This is a genomic window from Azospirillum oryzae, assembly GCF_008364795.1.
GTDB classification, from domain to species: domain Bacteria; phylum Pseudomonadota; class Alphaproteobacteria; order Azospirillales; family Azospirillaceae; genus Azospirillum; species Azospirillum oryzae.
On the sequence record NZ_VTTM01000004.1, the window covers coordinates 355,846 to 370,421 of the forward strand.

16 protein-coding genes are annotated in these 14,576 nt (G+C 68.5%); 6 read left to right on the forward strand and 10 right to left on the reverse strand.

The annotated features are described in order from the left end of the window. Positions 1-51: 51 nt before the first annotated feature. Positions 52-957 carry a transcriptional regulator GcvA gene (gene gcvA / locus FZ938_RS14975; RefSeq protein WP_149199274.1) on the forward strand — a complete coding sequence of 302 codons (906 nt, stop codon included), beginning with the start codon at positions 52-54 and terminating at the stop codon, positions 955-957. 1 nt (position 958) lies between these two features. Here the strand turns inward: gcvA and FZ938_RS14980 are convergent, their stop codons facing one another. From FZ938_RS14980 to FZ938_RS15015, 8 genes are all read right to left on the reverse strand, one after another. After that, entirely contained in the window at positions 959-2,740 is a 1,782-nt protein-coding gene (locus FZ938_RS14980; RefSeq protein ID WP_149199275.1) for an ABC transporter ATP-binding protein/permease, read from the reverse strand. 117 nt (positions 2,741-2,857) lie between these two features. Then, on the reverse strand, positions 2,858-4,258 hold the full coding sequence (locus tag FZ938_RS14985) for an amidase (RefSeq protein WP_149199276.1): 1,401 nt from the start codon (positions 4,256-4,258) through the stop codon (positions 2,858-2,860). 95 nt (positions 4,259-4,353) lie between these two features. Beyond that, entirely contained in the window at positions 4,354-5,127 is a 774-nt protein-coding gene (locus FZ938_RS14990) for an HNH endonuclease family protein (RefSeq protein ID WP_149199277.1), read from the reverse strand. 57 nt (positions 5,128-5,184) lie between these two features. Then, on the reverse strand, positions 5,185-6,129 hold the full coding sequence (locus FZ938_RS14995) for an SDR family NAD(P)-dependent oxidoreductase (RefSeq protein WP_149199278.1): 945 nt from the start codon (positions 6,127-6,129) through the stop codon (positions 5,185-5,187). Between the two features lie 483 nt (positions 6,130-6,612). After that, a complete protein-coding gene (locus FZ938_RS15000; RefSeq protein ID WP_174757002.1) occupies positions 6,613-7,800 on the reverse strand; it encodes a phosphoserine transaminase in 1,188 nt (395 codons plus the stop codon). A gap of 118 nt (positions 7,801-7,918) precedes the next feature. Then, positions 7,919-8,398 (reverse strand): hypothetical protein, encoded by a 480-nt coding sequence (locus tag FZ938_RS15005; protein ID WP_246457247.1) that lies wholly within the window; start codon positions 8,396-8,398, stop codon positions 7,919-7,921. A 129-nt stretch (positions 8,399-8,527) separates the two neighbouring features. Continuing rightward, entirely contained in the window at positions 8,528-8,884 is a 357-nt protein-coding gene (locus FZ938_RS15010; protein WP_149199279.1) for a hypothetical protein, read from the reverse strand. A gap of 129 nt (positions 8,885-9,013) precedes the next feature. Further along, the gene (locus tag FZ938_RS15015; protein ID WP_149199280.1) at positions 9,014-10,636 is read right to left on the reverse strand and encodes an EAL domain-containing protein; all 1,623 of its coding nucleotides are present in this window, start codon (positions 10,634-10,636) and stop codon (positions 9,014-9,016) included. A gap of 251 nt (positions 10,637-10,887) precedes the next feature. On the opposite strand from FZ938_RS15015, the gene FZ938_RS15020 reads away from it, so the two are divergent. Continuing rightward, entirely contained in the window at positions 10,888-11,124 is a 237-nt protein-coding gene (locus tag FZ938_RS15020) for a hypothetical protein (protein ID WP_246799030.1), read from the forward strand. On the opposite strand, the gene FZ938_RS15025 is transcribed toward FZ938_RS15020, so the two are convergent. Next, complete coding sequence (locus tag FZ938_RS15025) at positions 11,115-11,867, reverse strand: glycosyltransferase family 2 protein (protein ID WP_149199281.1); 753 nt, start codon at positions 11,865-11,867, stop codon at positions 11,115-11,117. The genes FZ938_RS15020 and FZ938_RS15025 overlap by 10 nt on opposite strands. Before the next feature lie 105 nt (positions 11,868-11,972). On the opposite strand from FZ938_RS15025, the gene FZ938_RS15030 reads away from it, so the two are divergent. Next, the gene (locus tag FZ938_RS15030) at positions 11,973-12,371 is read left to right on the forward strand and encodes a DUF423 domain-containing protein (RefSeq protein ID WP_246457248.1); all 399 of its coding nucleotides are present in this window, start codon (positions 11,973-11,975) and stop codon (positions 12,369-12,371) included. Between the two features lie 48 nt (positions 12,372-12,419). On the opposite strand, the gene FZ938_RS15035 is transcribed toward FZ938_RS15030, so the two are convergent. Then, positions 12,420-12,797 carry an ArsR/SmtB family transcription factor gene (locus FZ938_RS15035; RefSeq protein WP_149199282.1) on the reverse strand — a complete coding sequence of 126 codons (378 nt, stop codon included), beginning with the start codon at positions 12,795-12,797 and terminating at the stop codon, positions 12,420-12,422. Positions 12,798-12,929: 132 nt separating this feature from the next. On the opposite strand from FZ938_RS15035, the gene FZ938_RS30545 reads away from it, so the two are divergent. The 3 genes from FZ938_RS30545 (at position 12,930) to FZ938_RS15050 (ending at position 14,477) form a co-directional block, all read left to right on the forward strand. Continuing rightward, positions 12,930-13,124: a hypothetical protein gene (locus FZ938_RS30545; RefSeq protein ID WP_174757003.1), complete on the forward strand. Its 195-nt coding sequence runs from the start codon at positions 12,930-12,932 to the stop codon at positions 13,122-13,124. 9 nt (positions 13,125-13,133) lie between these two features. Beyond that, a complete protein-coding gene (locus tag FZ938_RS15045; protein WP_149199284.1) occupies positions 13,134-13,361 on the forward strand; it encodes a sulfurtransferase TusA family protein in 228 nt (75 codons plus the stop codon). A 186-nt stretch (positions 13,362-13,547) separates the two neighbouring features. Continuing rightward, the gene (locus FZ938_RS15050; protein ID WP_109048709.1) at positions 13,548-14,477 is read left to right on the forward strand and encodes a histone deacetylase family protein; all 930 of its coding nucleotides are present in this window, start codon (positions 13,548-13,550) and stop codon (positions 14,475-14,477) included. The last annotated feature ends 99 nt before the right edge of the window (positions 14,478-14,576 follow it).

A 14,576-nucleotide genomic window follows, 5' to 3' on the forward strand; every position in this document is an offset into this window, starting at 1 on the left:
GCGCAAACGACTTTCTTTCCACAGGTCATGAGCTTTGGTAATGAAGAGGTCATGGATCTGCAGCGCCGCCTCCTCCCCTCCATGAGCATGCTGACCGCCTTCGAGGCGGCCGCCCGCACCGGCAGCTTCACCGCCGCGGCGGCCGAACTGTCGCTGACCCAAGGGGCGGTCAGCCGGCAGATCAAGGCGTTGGAGGACCAGATCGGCACGCCGCTGTTCACCCGCAAAGGGCAACGGGTGACACTGACCCCGACCGGGGCGCTCTATGCCGATCCGATCCGCGATGCCCTGCGCCAGATCGCGGCTGCGACCGTGCGGACCATCGCCGCGCCCAAGGGCGGCGTGCTGAACCTCGCCATCCTGCCGACCTTCGGGACGCGCTGGCTGGTGCCGCGGCTGCCGGCCTTCCAGGCGGCGCACCCGCAGGTGACGATCCACTTCACCACCAAGCTGGCGCCCTTCGATTTCCGCCTGCACGACCTGGACGCAGCCATCCATTACGGCTTCGGCGACTGGCCCGACGCCGTCTGCGACCATCTGCTGGACGAGGAGGTGCTGCCGGTCTGTTCGCCAGCCTTCCTCAAGGCGCATCCGGTGGCGGAACCTGCCGACCTGCTGTCCCTGCCGCTGCTGCACACCAGCACCCGCGCGGATGCCTGGAACGAGTGGCTGACGGCCCAGGGGCTGCCGCCGCGCCCCGGCGCCGGCATGGTGTTCGAACAGTTCGCCACCACCGCCCAGGCGGCGGAAGCCGGGCTTGGCGTCGCCCTGCTGCCTACCCTGCTGGTCCGCGCCGAATTGGACGATGGCACCCTGGTCCCGGCCATCGACCGCCCGCACCGCAGCGCGCGCGCTTATTACCTCGTCCACCCCCGCGGCAAGGCCAACCACCCGCCCTTCGCCGCCTTCCGCCAATGGCTGCTGGCGGAGGCGCGGGGGGAGCAGTCCCCCGCGTAGTTCACCCCGCCGCCGCCAGTTCCCCGATCCCGTCGCCGTTGCGCCGCACCGTCAGCCTGCGGTCGTGGAAGGCGGCGAGGCTGGGGCGGTGGCCGATGCTGACCAATGTGGTTCCGGGAAGGCGGGCGCGCAGCAAGCCGTACAGCCTCTCCTCCGTCTCCGGATCGCAGGCGGAGGTCGCCTCGTCCAGATAGAGCCAGTCGGGCTTGTGCAGCAGGGCGCGGGCAATGGCGATGCGCTGCTGCTCGCCGCCGGACAGGCGTTGCGACCAGTGGTCCTCCTCGTCCAGCCGATCGGCGAAGCCGGCCATGCCGACGGCGTCCAGCACCTCGCGCACCGCTTCCGCCTCGAAGGCGTCGGCAGCGGCGGGGTAGGTGACAGCGGCGCGCAGGGTGCCGATCGGCAGGTAGGGCTTCTGCGGCAGGACCATGCTGCCGTTGGCGGTGGAGGTGCCGCCGGCCGGCAGGGCGATGCGGCCATGGCCAAAGGGCCAGATGCCGGCGATGGCGCGCAGGATGGTGCTCTTGCCCGAACCGGAAGGGCCGGTGATGAGCACCGTGTCGCCCGGCTGCACCGTCAGGTCGGCACGGACCAGCGGCGTGCCGCCGGTGGGCAGGGTCAGGGCCAGCCCATCCAGCGTCAGGGCGCCGTCCATGGCCGCCGTGCGCTCCACCCCCGCATTGTCGCGGCCGGCGGCGCGCACCGTCTGTACCGCATGGTGAAAGCCGGTCAGACGGCTGGTGGTGGCGTGCCAGTCGGCGAGGTTCACGTAGGCGTCGATGAACCAGGACAGCGATCCCTGCACCTGCCCGAAGGCCTGGGAGGTCTGCATCAGCGATCCCAGCGGCAGGGTGCCGCTGAAATAGCGCGGGGCGGCGACCAGCAGCGGGAAGATGACGGCAATCTGCCCGTAGGCGGAGGTAAACCAGACCAGCCGTTTCTGCGTGCGCATCAGCGACCACCAGTTGGCGACGACGCGGGCGAAGCGGTCGCCGAAACCGCGCGCCTCCTGCGCCTCGCCCTGTTGCAGGGCGACGCTCTCGGCATTCTCGCGCAGCCGGACCAGGGCGAAGCGGAAGTCGGCCTCGTAACGCTGCTGGTCGAAGCTGAGCCGGGCGAGCGGCCTGCCGATCTTGTGGGTGATCCAGGTGCCGGCAACGGCATAGACCAGGGCCACCCACACCATGTAGCCGGGCAGGTCGATGCCCAGCCATGGGATCTTGACCGACCCGGACAGGCTCCACAGGATGGCGAGGAAGGAGACCAAGGAGACCAGATTGGTCAGGAAGCCCAGCGACAGGCTGAGGGTCAGTTGAACGAAACCGCGCAGATCCTCGGCGATGCGCTGGTCGGGGTTGTCGGTGCCGGTGTTGGCGAACTGCAGCCGGTAATAGGTCTGGTTCTCCAGCCAATCGCCGAGATAGCGTTCGGTCAGCCATCGCCGCCAGCGGATCTGCAGCATCTGGTTCAGATAGAGGCGATAGACCGCCACCGCGATGAAGACCAGCGCCAGTCCGCCGAACACCAGCAGGGCATGGATGAAGCCGCTCTGGTCCTTCTCCTGCAGCGCGTTGAAGATGTCGGCGTTGATCTGGGTGAACCAGACCTCCATGAACACCGCCGCCAGATTGAGAACGACGATCGCCGCCAGCAGGCCGCGCGCCGCCCATTTTTCCTCCGACGACCAATAGGGTCTGGTCAGGCGCCAGACGTCGGACAGGAACTGGCGGGCGGCGGACAGGCGTCCGGTGGGAGCGGGCGGATTGTATGCACGCGCGGGCATCGGTCGGGCACTCGCAAGCGGTCAGCACATGATCTGCCGATTACCACCCTTTGCCGCGCCAAAGGCATGAATTCGCTGTCACCTGCCGCGGATCACGTCCCGGCGGCAGGTGCCCGGTCAGGGAGCCCAGGCGGCGGCCCAGCGGTGGGTGAACCCTGCCTCCCGCTCCAGCATGCGGCCCAGGCGGATCAGGCGGCGTTCCTCGCCCGGCCGGGCGATCAGCTGGATGCCGAAGGGCAGGGCGTCACCGCCATCGGGACCGTTGACGGGCAGGGTCAGCACGGGGAAGCCGATGAGCGTGACGATGGCGGTGACGCCGAGATAGTCGAGGATGGACTTCACCGGCCGGCCGTCGATCACCGTCACCTCGCCGTCCTCGTTCGGCCAGGGCAGCACGCCGCAGGCCGGGGCGGCCAGCACGTCGATCTCCTCGAACAGCGCGACGAAGCGGCGGTAGAGCGCCGTGCGGGCGGCCTGCGCCTCCAGATAGGCGTCGGCGGTGATGCCGGCGCCGGCCTCGATGTTCCAGCGGATGGTGTCGGTCAGCGCCTTGCCATGTTTTGCCAGCATCGGGCCGAAGGCGTGGCGGGTCTGGGCGGCGCGCAGGGTGCGGAAGGTCGCCATGGCGTTGCCGCAGTCGGGATGGCGGCGCGCGACCGGCCCGGCGGCCCGCTCCAGCCGGGCGACCGCTTCGGCGAAGCGCTCCCGCACCGCCTGGGAGACGGTGGCGACGCCGAAATCGGCGGTGGCGCCCAGCCGCGTCTCCGATCCGTCATCGCGGTCGCCGAACAGGGAGGTCGGATCGCGCAGGTCGCTGCCGGCCATCGCCGACAACAGCAGGGCGCAGTCCGCGGTGTCGCGGGCCAGCACGCCATGGGTCGCCAGCGTGTCCCAGCCCAGCGCGCGGCCGGGCGCCGGGATCAGCCCCGGAGTCGGCCGGATGGAGGCGACGCCGCAGAAGCTGGCCGGGATCCGCACCGACCCGCCATAGTCGGTGCCGTGCGCCAGCGGCGCCATGCCGACCGCGACCGCCGCCGCCGACCCGCCGCTCGACCCGCCGGAGGTCAAAGCCGGATCGGCCGGGTTTCGGGTCGGTCCATACAGGCGGTTCCGGCAGATGGCGCCGAAGCCGAACTCCGGTGTGTTGGTCTTGCCGATGACGATGCCGCCCGCCGCCTCGATCCGCGCAACCGCGATGTCGTTGCTGGCCGGCACATGGTCGGCATAGAGCGCAGAGCCGTAGGTGGTGCGGATGCCTGCGGTATCGGTCAGATCCTTCACCGCCACCGGAACCCCATGCAGCGGACCGACGGGCGCCGGCCGGGCGTCCAGCGCGTCGGCGCGGGCCAGGGCCTTTTCGGCGGCGACGGTGATGAAGGCGGACAGCGCCGGTTCGGCCGCGGCGATCCGCGCCAGATGCGCCTCGACCGCCTCGCGCGCCGATAGCTCCCGCTTCGCCAGCCGTTCGGCCAGGGTGGCGGCGCTTTCCCGCCACAGGGCGTTTGGTTCCTGGTTCATGCATCCCTCCCATTTCCGGCCATCTGATTTTGGGGCGGACGGTAGCGCGAAACCGGTGGTGCGCCCAACAAAGCACCGTACAGGGCAGGGCTGCGTCAGCGCTGCTGCGCGGCCGAGGCGCGGCAATCGTTCAGGATGTTGCCGACGGTCACCCGCTCCCGCTCGTCCATGCTGAGGCTCCAGCGCGCCTTCACCAGGATCCAGTCGGCGATATAGAGGCAGATACCGTCGCGCTTGGGCGGCAGCCAGTCCTCCGGTCCCTTGGAGCCTTTGGCGCGGTTGGCCTCGCGGCTGGAGACCAGCAGGGTCAGTGGGTCGCTGGTGTCATTGGCGTATGCGGCACGCTTCTCCCGGCTCCAATCGTAGCCGCCGCTGGCATAGGCCTCCTCCAGCGGCACGCGGTGGTCGATGTCGATCACCTGTGGGTCGGTGTAGCGTTCGCCGGTGTAGGGATCGATCCAGTCGCCGGATTTCACGCTGCAGCCCTTGGCATCGAGCGTCGCCGGACGCCGGGAGTCGCGGATCAGCACTTTCTCGCGCGAATTCAGGCAGCCGCCCTCCAGCGCCAGCCAGTGCGGCCACGCGTCGCGGTCGTAGCCGCGTCGCTTCTCCGGCTCCACCCGGATGCCGTCGAGCTGCCGGACGACCTCGGCATAGTCGATTTTGTCGGTGGCGCGAGCGATGGCCGGAGGAGGGGGCTCGGCCTGCTCCTGCTTGCGCGGCTGGCGGGGACGGTGGGTCTCCTGCCCCAGCAGGCGGTCGAGCGTTCCGGGCGGGATGATGTGGACCCGCTCCGCCACCGCGACGACGGCGAGGACCGCCAGGATGACGAACAGTGCCCGCAGGGGCAGGGATCGGCGGCGGGCCATGTTTCGTACACCTTGATGACTGAGCCCTTCCCCTCATACCCGCCTATGGCACCGCCCTCAAGGCATACGGCCGGTCAGGGTGGCGCTCAGGCCCTGGAGCAGGCCGACCTGACACATGGTGTCGAAGGTGGAGCGCATCAGCGACGGGTCGCCGATCGACACACGGATGTCGCCGGCCCGCGGTTCGGTGTGGCGGCGGCGGACCTTGCTGTTGCACAGTTCCTGCAGCACCTCCAGCAGCATCACCAGCGAGGTCGCGCGGCCGGTGCAGAGATTGTAGACCTGCGACCCGGCGAAGCGCCGCTCCATCGTCAGCGCCAGGATGCGGACCACATCGCCGACGAAGACGAAATCGCGGACCTGCTGGCCGTCACCGTGGATCTCCACGTCCTCGCCGCGGGCGACCCGGCGGGCGAAGATGGAGATCACGCCGGAATAGGGCGACATCGGGTCCTGGCGCGGGCCATAGACGTTGAAGAAGCGGAAGCCGACCGTCGGCACCCCCTGGATCGCCCAGGCGACTCGGGCGTGCATCTCGCAGCCCAGCTTGTCGACGCCATAGGCCGACAGCGGGCGCGGCAGCTCGTCCTCCTTCAGCGGGGTGTTGGTGTTGTCGCCATAGACGGCGGCGGAAGAGGCGTAGACCACCGGGATCGGGCTGCCCCGCTTGGCGTCGCGCGCCGCCTCGAACACGGTGACGGTGCCCAGCAGGTTGGTGCGGTGGGTCTCCGCCCACAGCTCCCGCGATTTCTGCACCGACGCGACGGCGGCGAGGTGGAAAACGCCGTCCACGCCTTCGCCGGAATCGCCGGCCATCGCCTCGCGCACCGCGTCGGGGTCGGCCACGTCGCCCACCACCAGCGTCGCGGCGCTCGGCTTGTTCTCCAGCCGGCCGCTCGACATGTTGTCGAGGATCGTCACCCGGTGTCCGTCGGCGAGCAGCCGGTCGGCCAGATGCGAGCCGATGAAACCGCAGCCGCCGGTGATGAGGTAGTGCGCCATGGTCGTTCCCGAGCCCTTCCGTCGTTGCACCGGCGTTGCCGCACCGCAGCGGGACCGCCGGAAATCCCTTCCAAGAGTCGGGACACAACCGACAGGCTGCCAGACCATCTTCGGGATAGGGCGGTGCCTCAACCGGGGAGCCGCCCCCGCCCGTCCGGCGACCACGGGGGCGAATCGGTCCCGTTTCCTCCATGACGGTTTCGGGACAGGCGGCACCGATGGTTCAACAGGCTTATCCACCACCTTGTCCACGGTTCTGTGGATAACCATGGTCAAGCTTGCGAGGTTGGAACACGCGTCAGGCCGGTCACACTGGTGCAGAAATGCTGCGGTGTACGAACGGTTTCCTGGCCCGATCCTTTGCTGCAAAGCACAAGAGCAACCCATGCAAAAAGCCCCACCGTGGCGGCTGTGCCACGGTGGGGCTTTTTGAGGGGGGCGGACAGGGCTGTGGATTACGGCCCGGCTCGCGCTTGGTCGAACTCAACCCTGCTTGGGGCCGAGGACCTCCGCCTTGACGGTCGCGAAGGCCCAGTCGAGCCAGGGCAGCACCGCCTCCATATCCTCGTTCTCCACCGTGGCGCCGCCCCACAGCCGCAGGCCGGGCGGCGCGTCGCGGTAGGAGCCGGCGTCGAAGGCGGCCTCCTCCTTCTCCAGCAGGGCCGAAAGCTTCTTGGCGAAGGCGGCCTGCGCCTCTTCCGAGAGGGCGGTCACGTCGGGATCGGTGAAGCGCAGGCAGATCGAGGTGCAGGAGCGGTTGGCCGGGTCCTTGGCCAGGAAGCCGGCCCAGCTGCTGGTTTCCGCCCAGTCGGCGACGATGCGCAGGTTCTGCTCCGACCGGCGGATCAACTGGGGCAGGCCGCCCAGCGACAGGGCCCAGCGCAGGCCGTCGATGGCGTCCTCGACGCACAGCATCGACGGCGTGTTGATGGTGTCGCCTTCGAAGATGCCTTCGATCAGCTTGCCGTTCTTGGTCAGGCGGAAGATCTTCGGCAGCGGCCGGTCGGGCTGGAAGCTCTCCAGCCGTTCGACCGCGCGCGGGCTCAGCACCAGCATGCCGTGCGCCGCCTCGCCGCCCAGCACCTTCTGCCAGGACCAGGTGGCGACGTCGATCTTGTGCCAGGGCAGCGCCATGGCGAAGGCCGCCGAGGTGGCGTCGCAGATGGTCAGCCCTTCGCGGTCGTCGGCGATCCAGTCGCCGTCCGCCACCCGGACGCCGGCGGTGGTGCCGTTCCAGGTGAAGACCACATCGCGGCTGAAATCGACCGCCGACAGGTCCGGCAATTCGCCATAGGGGGCGATCAGGTTGCGGACGTCCGGCAGCTTCAGCTGCTTGGCGACATCGGTCACCCATTCCTTGCCGAAACTTTCCCAGGCCAGCATGTCGACGCCGCGGGCACCCAGCATCGACCACAGCGCCATCTCCACCGCCCCGGTGTCGGAGGCGGGGACGATGCCGATGCGGTAGTCGCCGGGGATGCCCAGCACCGCGCGGGTGAGGTCAATGACCTCCTTCAGCTTGGCCTTGCCCGGCTTGGAGCGGTGGGAGCGGCCGAGCAGCGCGCCGTCCAGCGCATCGAGCGACCAGCCCGGACGCTTCGCGCAGGGACCCGAGGAGAAGAGCGGAGTGTTGGGCCGGCGGCTGGGCCGGCTGGCGCTGCTGGCAATCATGGGGCGAACTTCCTGTCCCGGAACGGGAATGTGCGGAGGTCCGGACCTTAAAAGCTGCGCCTGCCGCCGTCAATCTAGGGACACGGCGCGGGACGCGGAACCCTGCCGTGCCGATTGCTCACTTGGTGCGGCCGATCTTGCCGTTGCGATAGGTCCAGGCGGCCTCGCCCCCGCCGCCGGGCTGCGGCATCGAGATCGTCAGCACATCGTTGTCGATGGTGACCTGGGCGGCATCGCTGCAGGAGCCGAAGGGATAGGAGACCAGCGGTTGCGGGCCGCCGACCTCCAGGATGCGGAAGCGGGTGGGGCAGTCCTTGGCGCCGGTATCGGCCTGGAACAGGGCGATCCAGCGGTCCTTCAGCGAATAGGCGCCGACGAAGGACAGCATGTCGCTTTCCTTGTCCTCGAACACGGGCTTGTCGTTCACCGACACCTGTGTGTGCTTCGGCCCGATGTCGGTCATCGTCAGCACGGTGTTGCCCAGCGCCGCCATCAGGCGGGGCTCGGCCGCATCGGCGGAACCGGCAACCGTGCCGGCGATCCCGAAGGCGATGGAAAGGCTGCCCACCGCCGCGGCGCACACGCTAAGAACCCGCAAAACCCGTCTCCCTGGCTGCTGCGCCCCGGCGGGGCGGCTTTACCGAACGGGGCGCACCATAATGCGGGGAGCGCTTCGCCGGAAGCCGTCCTTTTCGCCGGGGGCCGGATGTGCCGGCAGCCGGGAGCGTCAGCGGATGTTGACGCTAAGACCGAAGCCCGGAACCACCGGCTGCGGCGCATAGACGACAGGGGGCGGCGCATAGATCACCCGCGGCTGCGGCGCGTAAACGACCGGGGGCGGGGCGTAGACGACGGGCGGCGGGGCGTAATAGGCGCCGCGCTCGCGCCAATGACGGTGATGGGGGCGCTCCCAGCGCCAGTCCGGGCCGCCGCGGCCGGGGCCGTACCACTCGCGGCCATGGTCGCCTCGTCCGCGCCAGTCGTCATGGGCGGCGGCGGGCCCGACGGTGGCGCCCAGCATCGATCCGGCGACCAGAGCGCCCAGAACCACGGCTTTCAATCCAAACCCAAAGCGGCCAGTCATTCCGGCGTCCTCCTGGTGTCGGGGGTATCTTGTCCCCTCATGAGCCGATGAACGTCGCCGCTCCGGCTTTCATTCCACTCGGAAGGAAAAGATTTTGTCGTATGGCGTCGGTTATAGCCTGGCGCGGCCTCAGGCCCAGCCGTCCGCCAGACCGGAGCGGGCGGGTGCCGGCGATGCGAACAGGCTGGCCGGCTTGTAGGCCGGGCGGTCTGCCGGCCTGCCGAAATGATAGCCCTGGGCCAGTTCGAAGCCCCAGGCGTTGAGCTGCGCCGCCTGGTCCTGCGTCTCCACCATCTCGGCGATCACCTGCACGCGGATTTCCCGGCACAGACCGACCATGGCGCGCAGGATGGCGTCGTCGCGCGGGCTGCCGCCCAGCCGGCGGACATAGCTGCCGTCGATCTTCACGAAATCGACCGGCAGGGCCTGGATGTAGGGGAAGGACGCCGCGCCGGCCCCGAAATCGTCCAGGCAGATGCGGTGGCCGGTGCGGCGCAACTCCTCCAGCACGCGGGCGGCGCGCGGCAGGTCGGTCAGGCCGGTCGATTCGGTCACCTCCACCAGCAGGCGGGAGCGCAATGCCGGGTCGCGGGCGACCAGCCGTTGGAAGGCGACCACGAAGATGTCGCTGCCCAGCGAGGCCGCCGACATGTTCACGGCAATCTGCAGGGAGGGATCGGTCGCCAGCGTCTCCAGCGCCTTTTCGCAGACCAGCAGGTCGACGTCATGGACCATGCCGATCTGCTCGGCGAAGGCGATGGTCGGGCCGGGAGCGCCGTTGGGGAAGCGGGCCAGCGCCTCGTAATGGTGCAGGCCGCGGGTGGCGAGCGAAACGATCGGCTGGAATTGCAGCTTCAGCCGGTCGTCGGTCAGGGTGGTGCGCAGGCTGGTCACCCGCGTCACCGTCTGGTCGACCAGCAGCTTCACCGCGTCATGCATGGTGGAGATGTCGAATTTGGCCGTCTCCTCGGCGAAGCTCTTCACCGTGAACATCAGCACGCGTCCGGCATCCTCGCGGCTGAGGCCGGGGGCGGACATGTCGAGCGTCAGATTTTCCGACGCCAGCGGCTGGCCGTCCGGCGACAGGCCGGCGCCGGTCACCGCGATTTCGTCGGCGAGCGCGCCGGCCGACAGGTCGCTGCCGTGGACGAGACCGAAACGATCCTCCCCCAGCCGGGTCGCCAGCGTGTCGTCGGCGGCGTGGACGCGCAGCAGCGCCCCGACCTCTCCCAGCAGGCGCAGCGTCAGTTCCGGGCCCAGCCGCGATTTGACCTCGCCGAAGTCGGCGATCTTGATGAGGGTCAGTTTCGGCGGCGACTGGCCGACGTCGACGCCGAAGCGCTCGCCCAGCTGCGCCTGGAAGGCCTCGGGGTCGAGCAGCCCGGTCTCCGCGTCGCGGGCCGGCGCCTCGGCTCCTTTGCTTTCCGACCGGGTCAGCGTCAGCTGCACGTTGGGCGAGCGGCCGAGCCGATAGCCGGACAGGGTGGCCTGCGTCCCGCCGGCCAGGGCGACCGTCCGCGGCTCCAGCCGGCGGTTGGACCCGGCGGTGCGCAGCAGGCGCCGCACCAACCCGCGGTCGCCGGCCGCCAGCATCCGGTCGATCGGCTGACCGATCAGTTCGGCATCGGTGATTCCCAGGACATGCTGCAAGGCGCCGGCGGCGAAGCCGATGATTCCACGGGCATCCACCTCGATCAGCACATCCGCATTGGCAAATGCGAAGCCAAGGAAGCGTGCGACGTCCGATGTCATGGTGCCTCGGCAAGGATCGCGGTTGGGTGGAACGACCGGATGCTTCGCACCCGGCGAAATAATATGTCTACAAAATGTTCGCACTTAAAACGTAAAGGAAATCCTACCACTATCGAAATTGCGTTGAGCCAAATGCCCACGATTCGAACGGCTGCGACAGCCGGCATGTGGGTGGGGACCGCTATCCGCCTGGGTTCAAACAGCTATTGTCACAGCCGGTGTCTCTTCCCCAGGTGCGGTATTTATGGTAAATGGCCCCTATGGTAGAGACCAGACGCACCGGCGAACGTTCGAACGAGCTGATCCGCCCCGACTCCGGTGGTGGCCGTGTCGCCGCGAGCGGTGCACGCGCACGCGCCGAGGGCGTCGTCCAGCAGGGACGGCAACGGGTTCCGAGCTTGCGTGAACTGGCCGCCCTGGTTGTCAACGGCGTGCTGACCCTGCCGCGCAACTATCGCCGCGGCATGTTCCTCGACGTTCAGGTGTAAGCGGCCGCTTCCGGGCCGAAAAGCCGATCCATCAGCAGCGGCGGCAATTCGTACTGCGGCAGGCACAGGCTGGTGCTGCGGGCGTGCAGCGTGTGCAGGCACAGCCCCTCCGTGTCCGGGAAGGCGCCGACGCGAAAGCGTTCGCGCGCGGCCTTGACGAAGGGCGCGTCCTCGCAGGCGTTCACCGTCGGGAAGCGCACCGTCCCCCAGACCTCACGGCGGTAGGCGTAGGAAAATCCGTAACCGTCGAGATTGTCGGGGGAGGGCGGGGCGTCCGGCGCCTCCACATAGCTGCAGGCCTGCCGGCCCCAGCGGTGGTGCGAGCCGCCGCGGGCCGTGTCCCAATAGCCGAAGCGCCGGTGCGGCACGCTGTAGAGGAACCAGCCCGACAGCTTCACCAGATCATGCCCCCGATCGAGCCAGTCCAGCATCCGCTCCACATAAGTCGGCGCATAGAAATCGTCGTCGTCCATGTGGACGATCACCGATCCCTTGGCATGCTCGGCCAGGATGTTGCGCTTCTCGCCGATGGCATAGCGGCTGGGCGAGTAGAAATATTTCAGCCGCGGGTTCGCCAGCGCCTTCAGGTAGGCCGATGGGCGCGGGCTGTCGTCGAACACCAGCCACTCGATCTCGCCATGGGTCTGCGCCCGGATGCAGGCATGCAGGCGTGGCAGGAACTCCTCGCGCTGCCAGGTGGGGGTGACGATGCTGACCAGGGGAGTGGGGGTGTGGGACGTCATGGTCGTTTCTTGCTCGCACGGGCGGGCTGCGTGTAGACAAGCGGCAGCATAGCACCGCCCCAGGCTCTAAAACACGAGCTGGCGGTGGCGCGAAGGAAGGGAAGGATGCCCGTGGGAGTGATCGACCGGATCTGGATCGTCTTCGCCGCTCTGAACGGCGCCATTGCGGTCGGCACCGGCGCCTATGCCAGCCACGCGCTGGCCGCCCAGCCGCAGGCGCAGGAATGGTTCCGCATCGCCGGGCAGTATCAGATGGCGCATGCGCTGGCGCTGGTGCTGCTGGTGGTGCTTCGGGGCCGGATCGGGAGCGGCGGGATGGGCGGGCTGGCCCTACGGATCGCGGGATGGCTGTTCGTCGCCGGGATTCTGCTGTTCTGCGGCACGCTCTACGCGCTGGGCACCGTCGGACCGCTGCCGGTGCCGATGACGGCGCCGGCCGGCGGTTGGAGCTTCATGCTGGGCTGGCTGGCGCTGGCGGTCGCGGCCCTGCGGGCGCGCGGCTGAGGCTTGCGCCCGTCGAAACGAGGCGGCGGTCAAGTCGGTGTCCGGCGATCAGCCGGCCGTGGCGGTGCGCAGGTCGGACTGGTCCGCGGCCGAGTCGCTGCTGCGGCTGTCGCAGTCGGCGTCCTCGGCCGCGGGCGTGCAGTAGAGGCCGTGCAGCGTCGTCATGATCGTCTGCGCCTCGTGTCCGTTCAGCGAATAGTAGATGTTCTGGGCGCTGCGCCGCGTACGGACGAGATTGTCGTTGCGCAGCCGGGCCAGATGCTGGGACAGCGCCGACTGGCTGAGCCCGACCAGATCCTCCAACTCGCCCACCGACCGCTCGCCCTGGCTCAAGTGGCACAGGATGAGCAGCCTCCGCTCGTTGCACATCGCCTTCAACAGCGCACTTGCCCGGCGGGCGTTGGCCTGCAAATCCTCGATCTTCATCGCTCTACCGTCGCCCTGTCCGTTCCGATTCGTTTTGCGCCTGAGCCGTCGTTGCGCGACCAGGCAAAGAAAAATGTTCGTATCCTAGTATATTCGTATCGGACGGCTATTGTCCACCTGTGGGAATCCGGCATGGCGACCGCGCCGCTGCTTGGCGCATGCGACGGCTTGAGCGTCGCCATCATCGGCGACGCGCTGTTTTTCTCGCATCTCGAAACAGAGCCGCTACAGATATATCAGCTTCCGGTTGTGAGCGATAATCATCCGCAATGGCAGGATCAACCGCGCCGCCGCATCCGTCGTGACACCGGCCGGCCGGTCGGGTAGCATTCTGCCATGACCGACCATCCTTTGAATACCAAGGGCTTGCAGTGCCCGCTCCCCGTCTTGCGCGCGCGCAAGGCGATCAGGACCATCGCCGTCGGCGACACGTTGACGGTGGAGGCGACCGACCCCGGTGCCCGCAAGGACTTTCCCGCATTCTGCGAGGCGACCGGCAACCGCCTGCTGTCCGTCACCGAAGAGGACGGCGTCCTGCGCTTCGTCATCGAACGGGTGGCCTGAACCGGCGATCCTCCGCATCGATTATACCCCGATCGCAGGGGGACACGGATTGCCCCGGTTCCCGAAAGTGGGCTGTGACGAATCGTCCTGGATTCAGCCTGTACTTTCATTAGCGATCCGGGAAGAATGGTTTTCGGAAACGCTGCAATCGCCGCCCGAAAACCAACGATAACGACCGAAAAATCGATGTTCACCACCCTGTTCACCCACCCGGCGTGCCTGGAGCACGACACGGGTCTCGGTCATCCCGAATGCTCCGACCGCCTGCGCGCCGTGCTCGCCGCGCTGGAGACGGAGGAGTTCCACATGCTGGAACGGCAGGAGGCGCCGCGCGCCACGGTTGAACAGCTTCTGCGGGCGCATCCGCAGTCGCACATCGACCGCGTGCTGTCGCTGATCCCCGACGTGGAGCATGCGGGCGTCGATGCCGACACGGTCGTCTCGCCCGGATCGGGGGAGGCGGCGCTGCGTGCGGCCGGCGCGGTCTGCGCCGCGGTCGACGCGGTGGCGACCGGCCAGTCGCGCAACGCCTTCTGCGCGGTCCGGCCGCCTGGCCACCATGCCGAGCGGGAGAAGGCGATGGGCTTCTGCCTGTTCAACAACGCCGCAGTCGGCGCCTTCCACGCCCGCGCCGCCCATGGGCTGCAGCGGGTGGCGGTGATGGATTTCGACGTCCATCACGGCAACGGGACCCAGGACATCCTGCAGTTCGATCCCGACATGCTCTATTGCTCCACCCACCAGTCGCCGCTCTACCCCGGCACCGGCGACGCGGGGGAGAAGGGCGAGTATGGCAACTGCGTCAACGCGCCGCTGCCGGCCATGGCCGGGTCGCCGGAGTTCCGCCACGCGATGACGCACGTGATCCTGCCGGCCATCGACCATTTCAAGCCGGACCTCCTGATCATCTCCGCCGGGTTCGATGCCCATTCGCGCGATCCGCTGGCCGGCCTGCACCTGATCGACGATGATTTCGTCTGGGCCACCCGCAAGCTGGGCGAACTGGCCCGCACCCATTGCGGCGCAAGGATCGTCTCGGTGCTGGAAGGCGGCTACAATCTTCGGGCATTGGCGTCGGCAAGTGCGGCCCATGTGCGCGAACTGATGTACTGCTGACCGGAACCTTCCCCGCGCAACGGCGGTCCCCTTCTCCCGAAAGTGGGAGGGGCTGCCCGAACGCATAGGCCGCACAGTGGCGGCACATAGTCCGCAAGG

Excerpts from the sequence above, each read along its gene's own strand:
- gcvA (WP_149199274.1), top strand. The coding sequence starts at position 52 with ATGGATCTGCAGCGCCGCCTCCTCCCCTCCATGAGCATGCTGACCGCC.
- FZ938_RS14980 (WP_149199275.1), bottom strand. The coding sequence starts at position 2,740 with ATGCCCGCGCGTGCATACAATCCGCCCGCTCCCACCGGACGCCTGTCC.
- FZ938_RS14985 (WP_149199276.1), bottom strand. The coding sequence starts at position 4,258 with ATGAACCAGGAACCAAACGCCCTGTGGCGGGAAAGCGCCGCCACCCTG.
- FZ938_RS14990 (WP_149199277.1), bottom strand. The coding sequence starts at position 5,127 with ATGGCCCGCCGCCGATCCCTGCCCCTGCGGGCACTGTTCGTCATCCTG.
- FZ938_RS14995 (WP_149199278.1), bottom strand. The coding sequence starts at position 6,129 with ATGGCGCACTACCTCATCACCGGCGGCTGCGGTTTCATCGGCTCGCAT.
- FZ938_RS15000 (WP_174757002.1), bottom strand. The coding sequence starts at position 7,800 with ATGATTGCCAGCAGCGCCAGCCGGCCCAGCCGCCGGCCCAACACTCCG.
- FZ938_RS15010 (WP_149199279.1), bottom strand. The coding sequence starts at position 8,884 with ATGACTGGCCGCTTTGGGTTTGGATTGAAAGCCGTGGTTCTGGGCGCT.
- FZ938_RS15015 (WP_149199280.1), bottom strand. The coding sequence starts at position 10,636 with ATGACATCGGACGTCGCACGCTTCCTTGGCTTCGCATTTGCCAATGCG.
- FZ938_RS15020 (WP_246799030.1), top strand. The coding sequence starts at position 10,888 with ATGGCCCCTATGGTAGAGACCAGACGCACCGGCGAACGTTCGAACGAG.
- FZ938_RS15025 (WP_149199281.1), bottom strand. The coding sequence starts at position 11,867 with ATGACGTCCCACACCCCCACTCCCCTGGTCAGCATCGTCACCCCCACC.
- FZ938_RS15030 (WP_246457248.1), top strand. The coding sequence starts at position 11,973 with ATGCCCGTGGGAGTGATCGACCGGATCTGGATCGTCTTCGCCGCTCTG.
- FZ938_RS15035 (WP_149199282.1), bottom strand. The coding sequence starts at position 12,797 with ATGAAGATCGAGGATTTGCAGGCCAACGCCCGCCGGGCAAGTGCGCTG.
- FZ938_RS30545 (WP_174757003.1), top strand. The coding sequence starts at position 12,930 with ATGGCGACCGCGCCGCTGCTTGGCGCATGCGACGGCTTGAGCGTCGCC.
- FZ938_RS15045 (WP_149199284.1), top strand. The coding sequence starts at position 13,134 with ATGACCGACCATCCTTTGAATACCAAGGGCTTGCAGTGCCCGCTCCCC.
- FZ938_RS15050 (WP_109048709.1), top strand. The coding sequence starts at position 13,548 with ATGTTCACCACCCTGTTCACCCACCCGGCGTGCCTGGAGCACGACACG.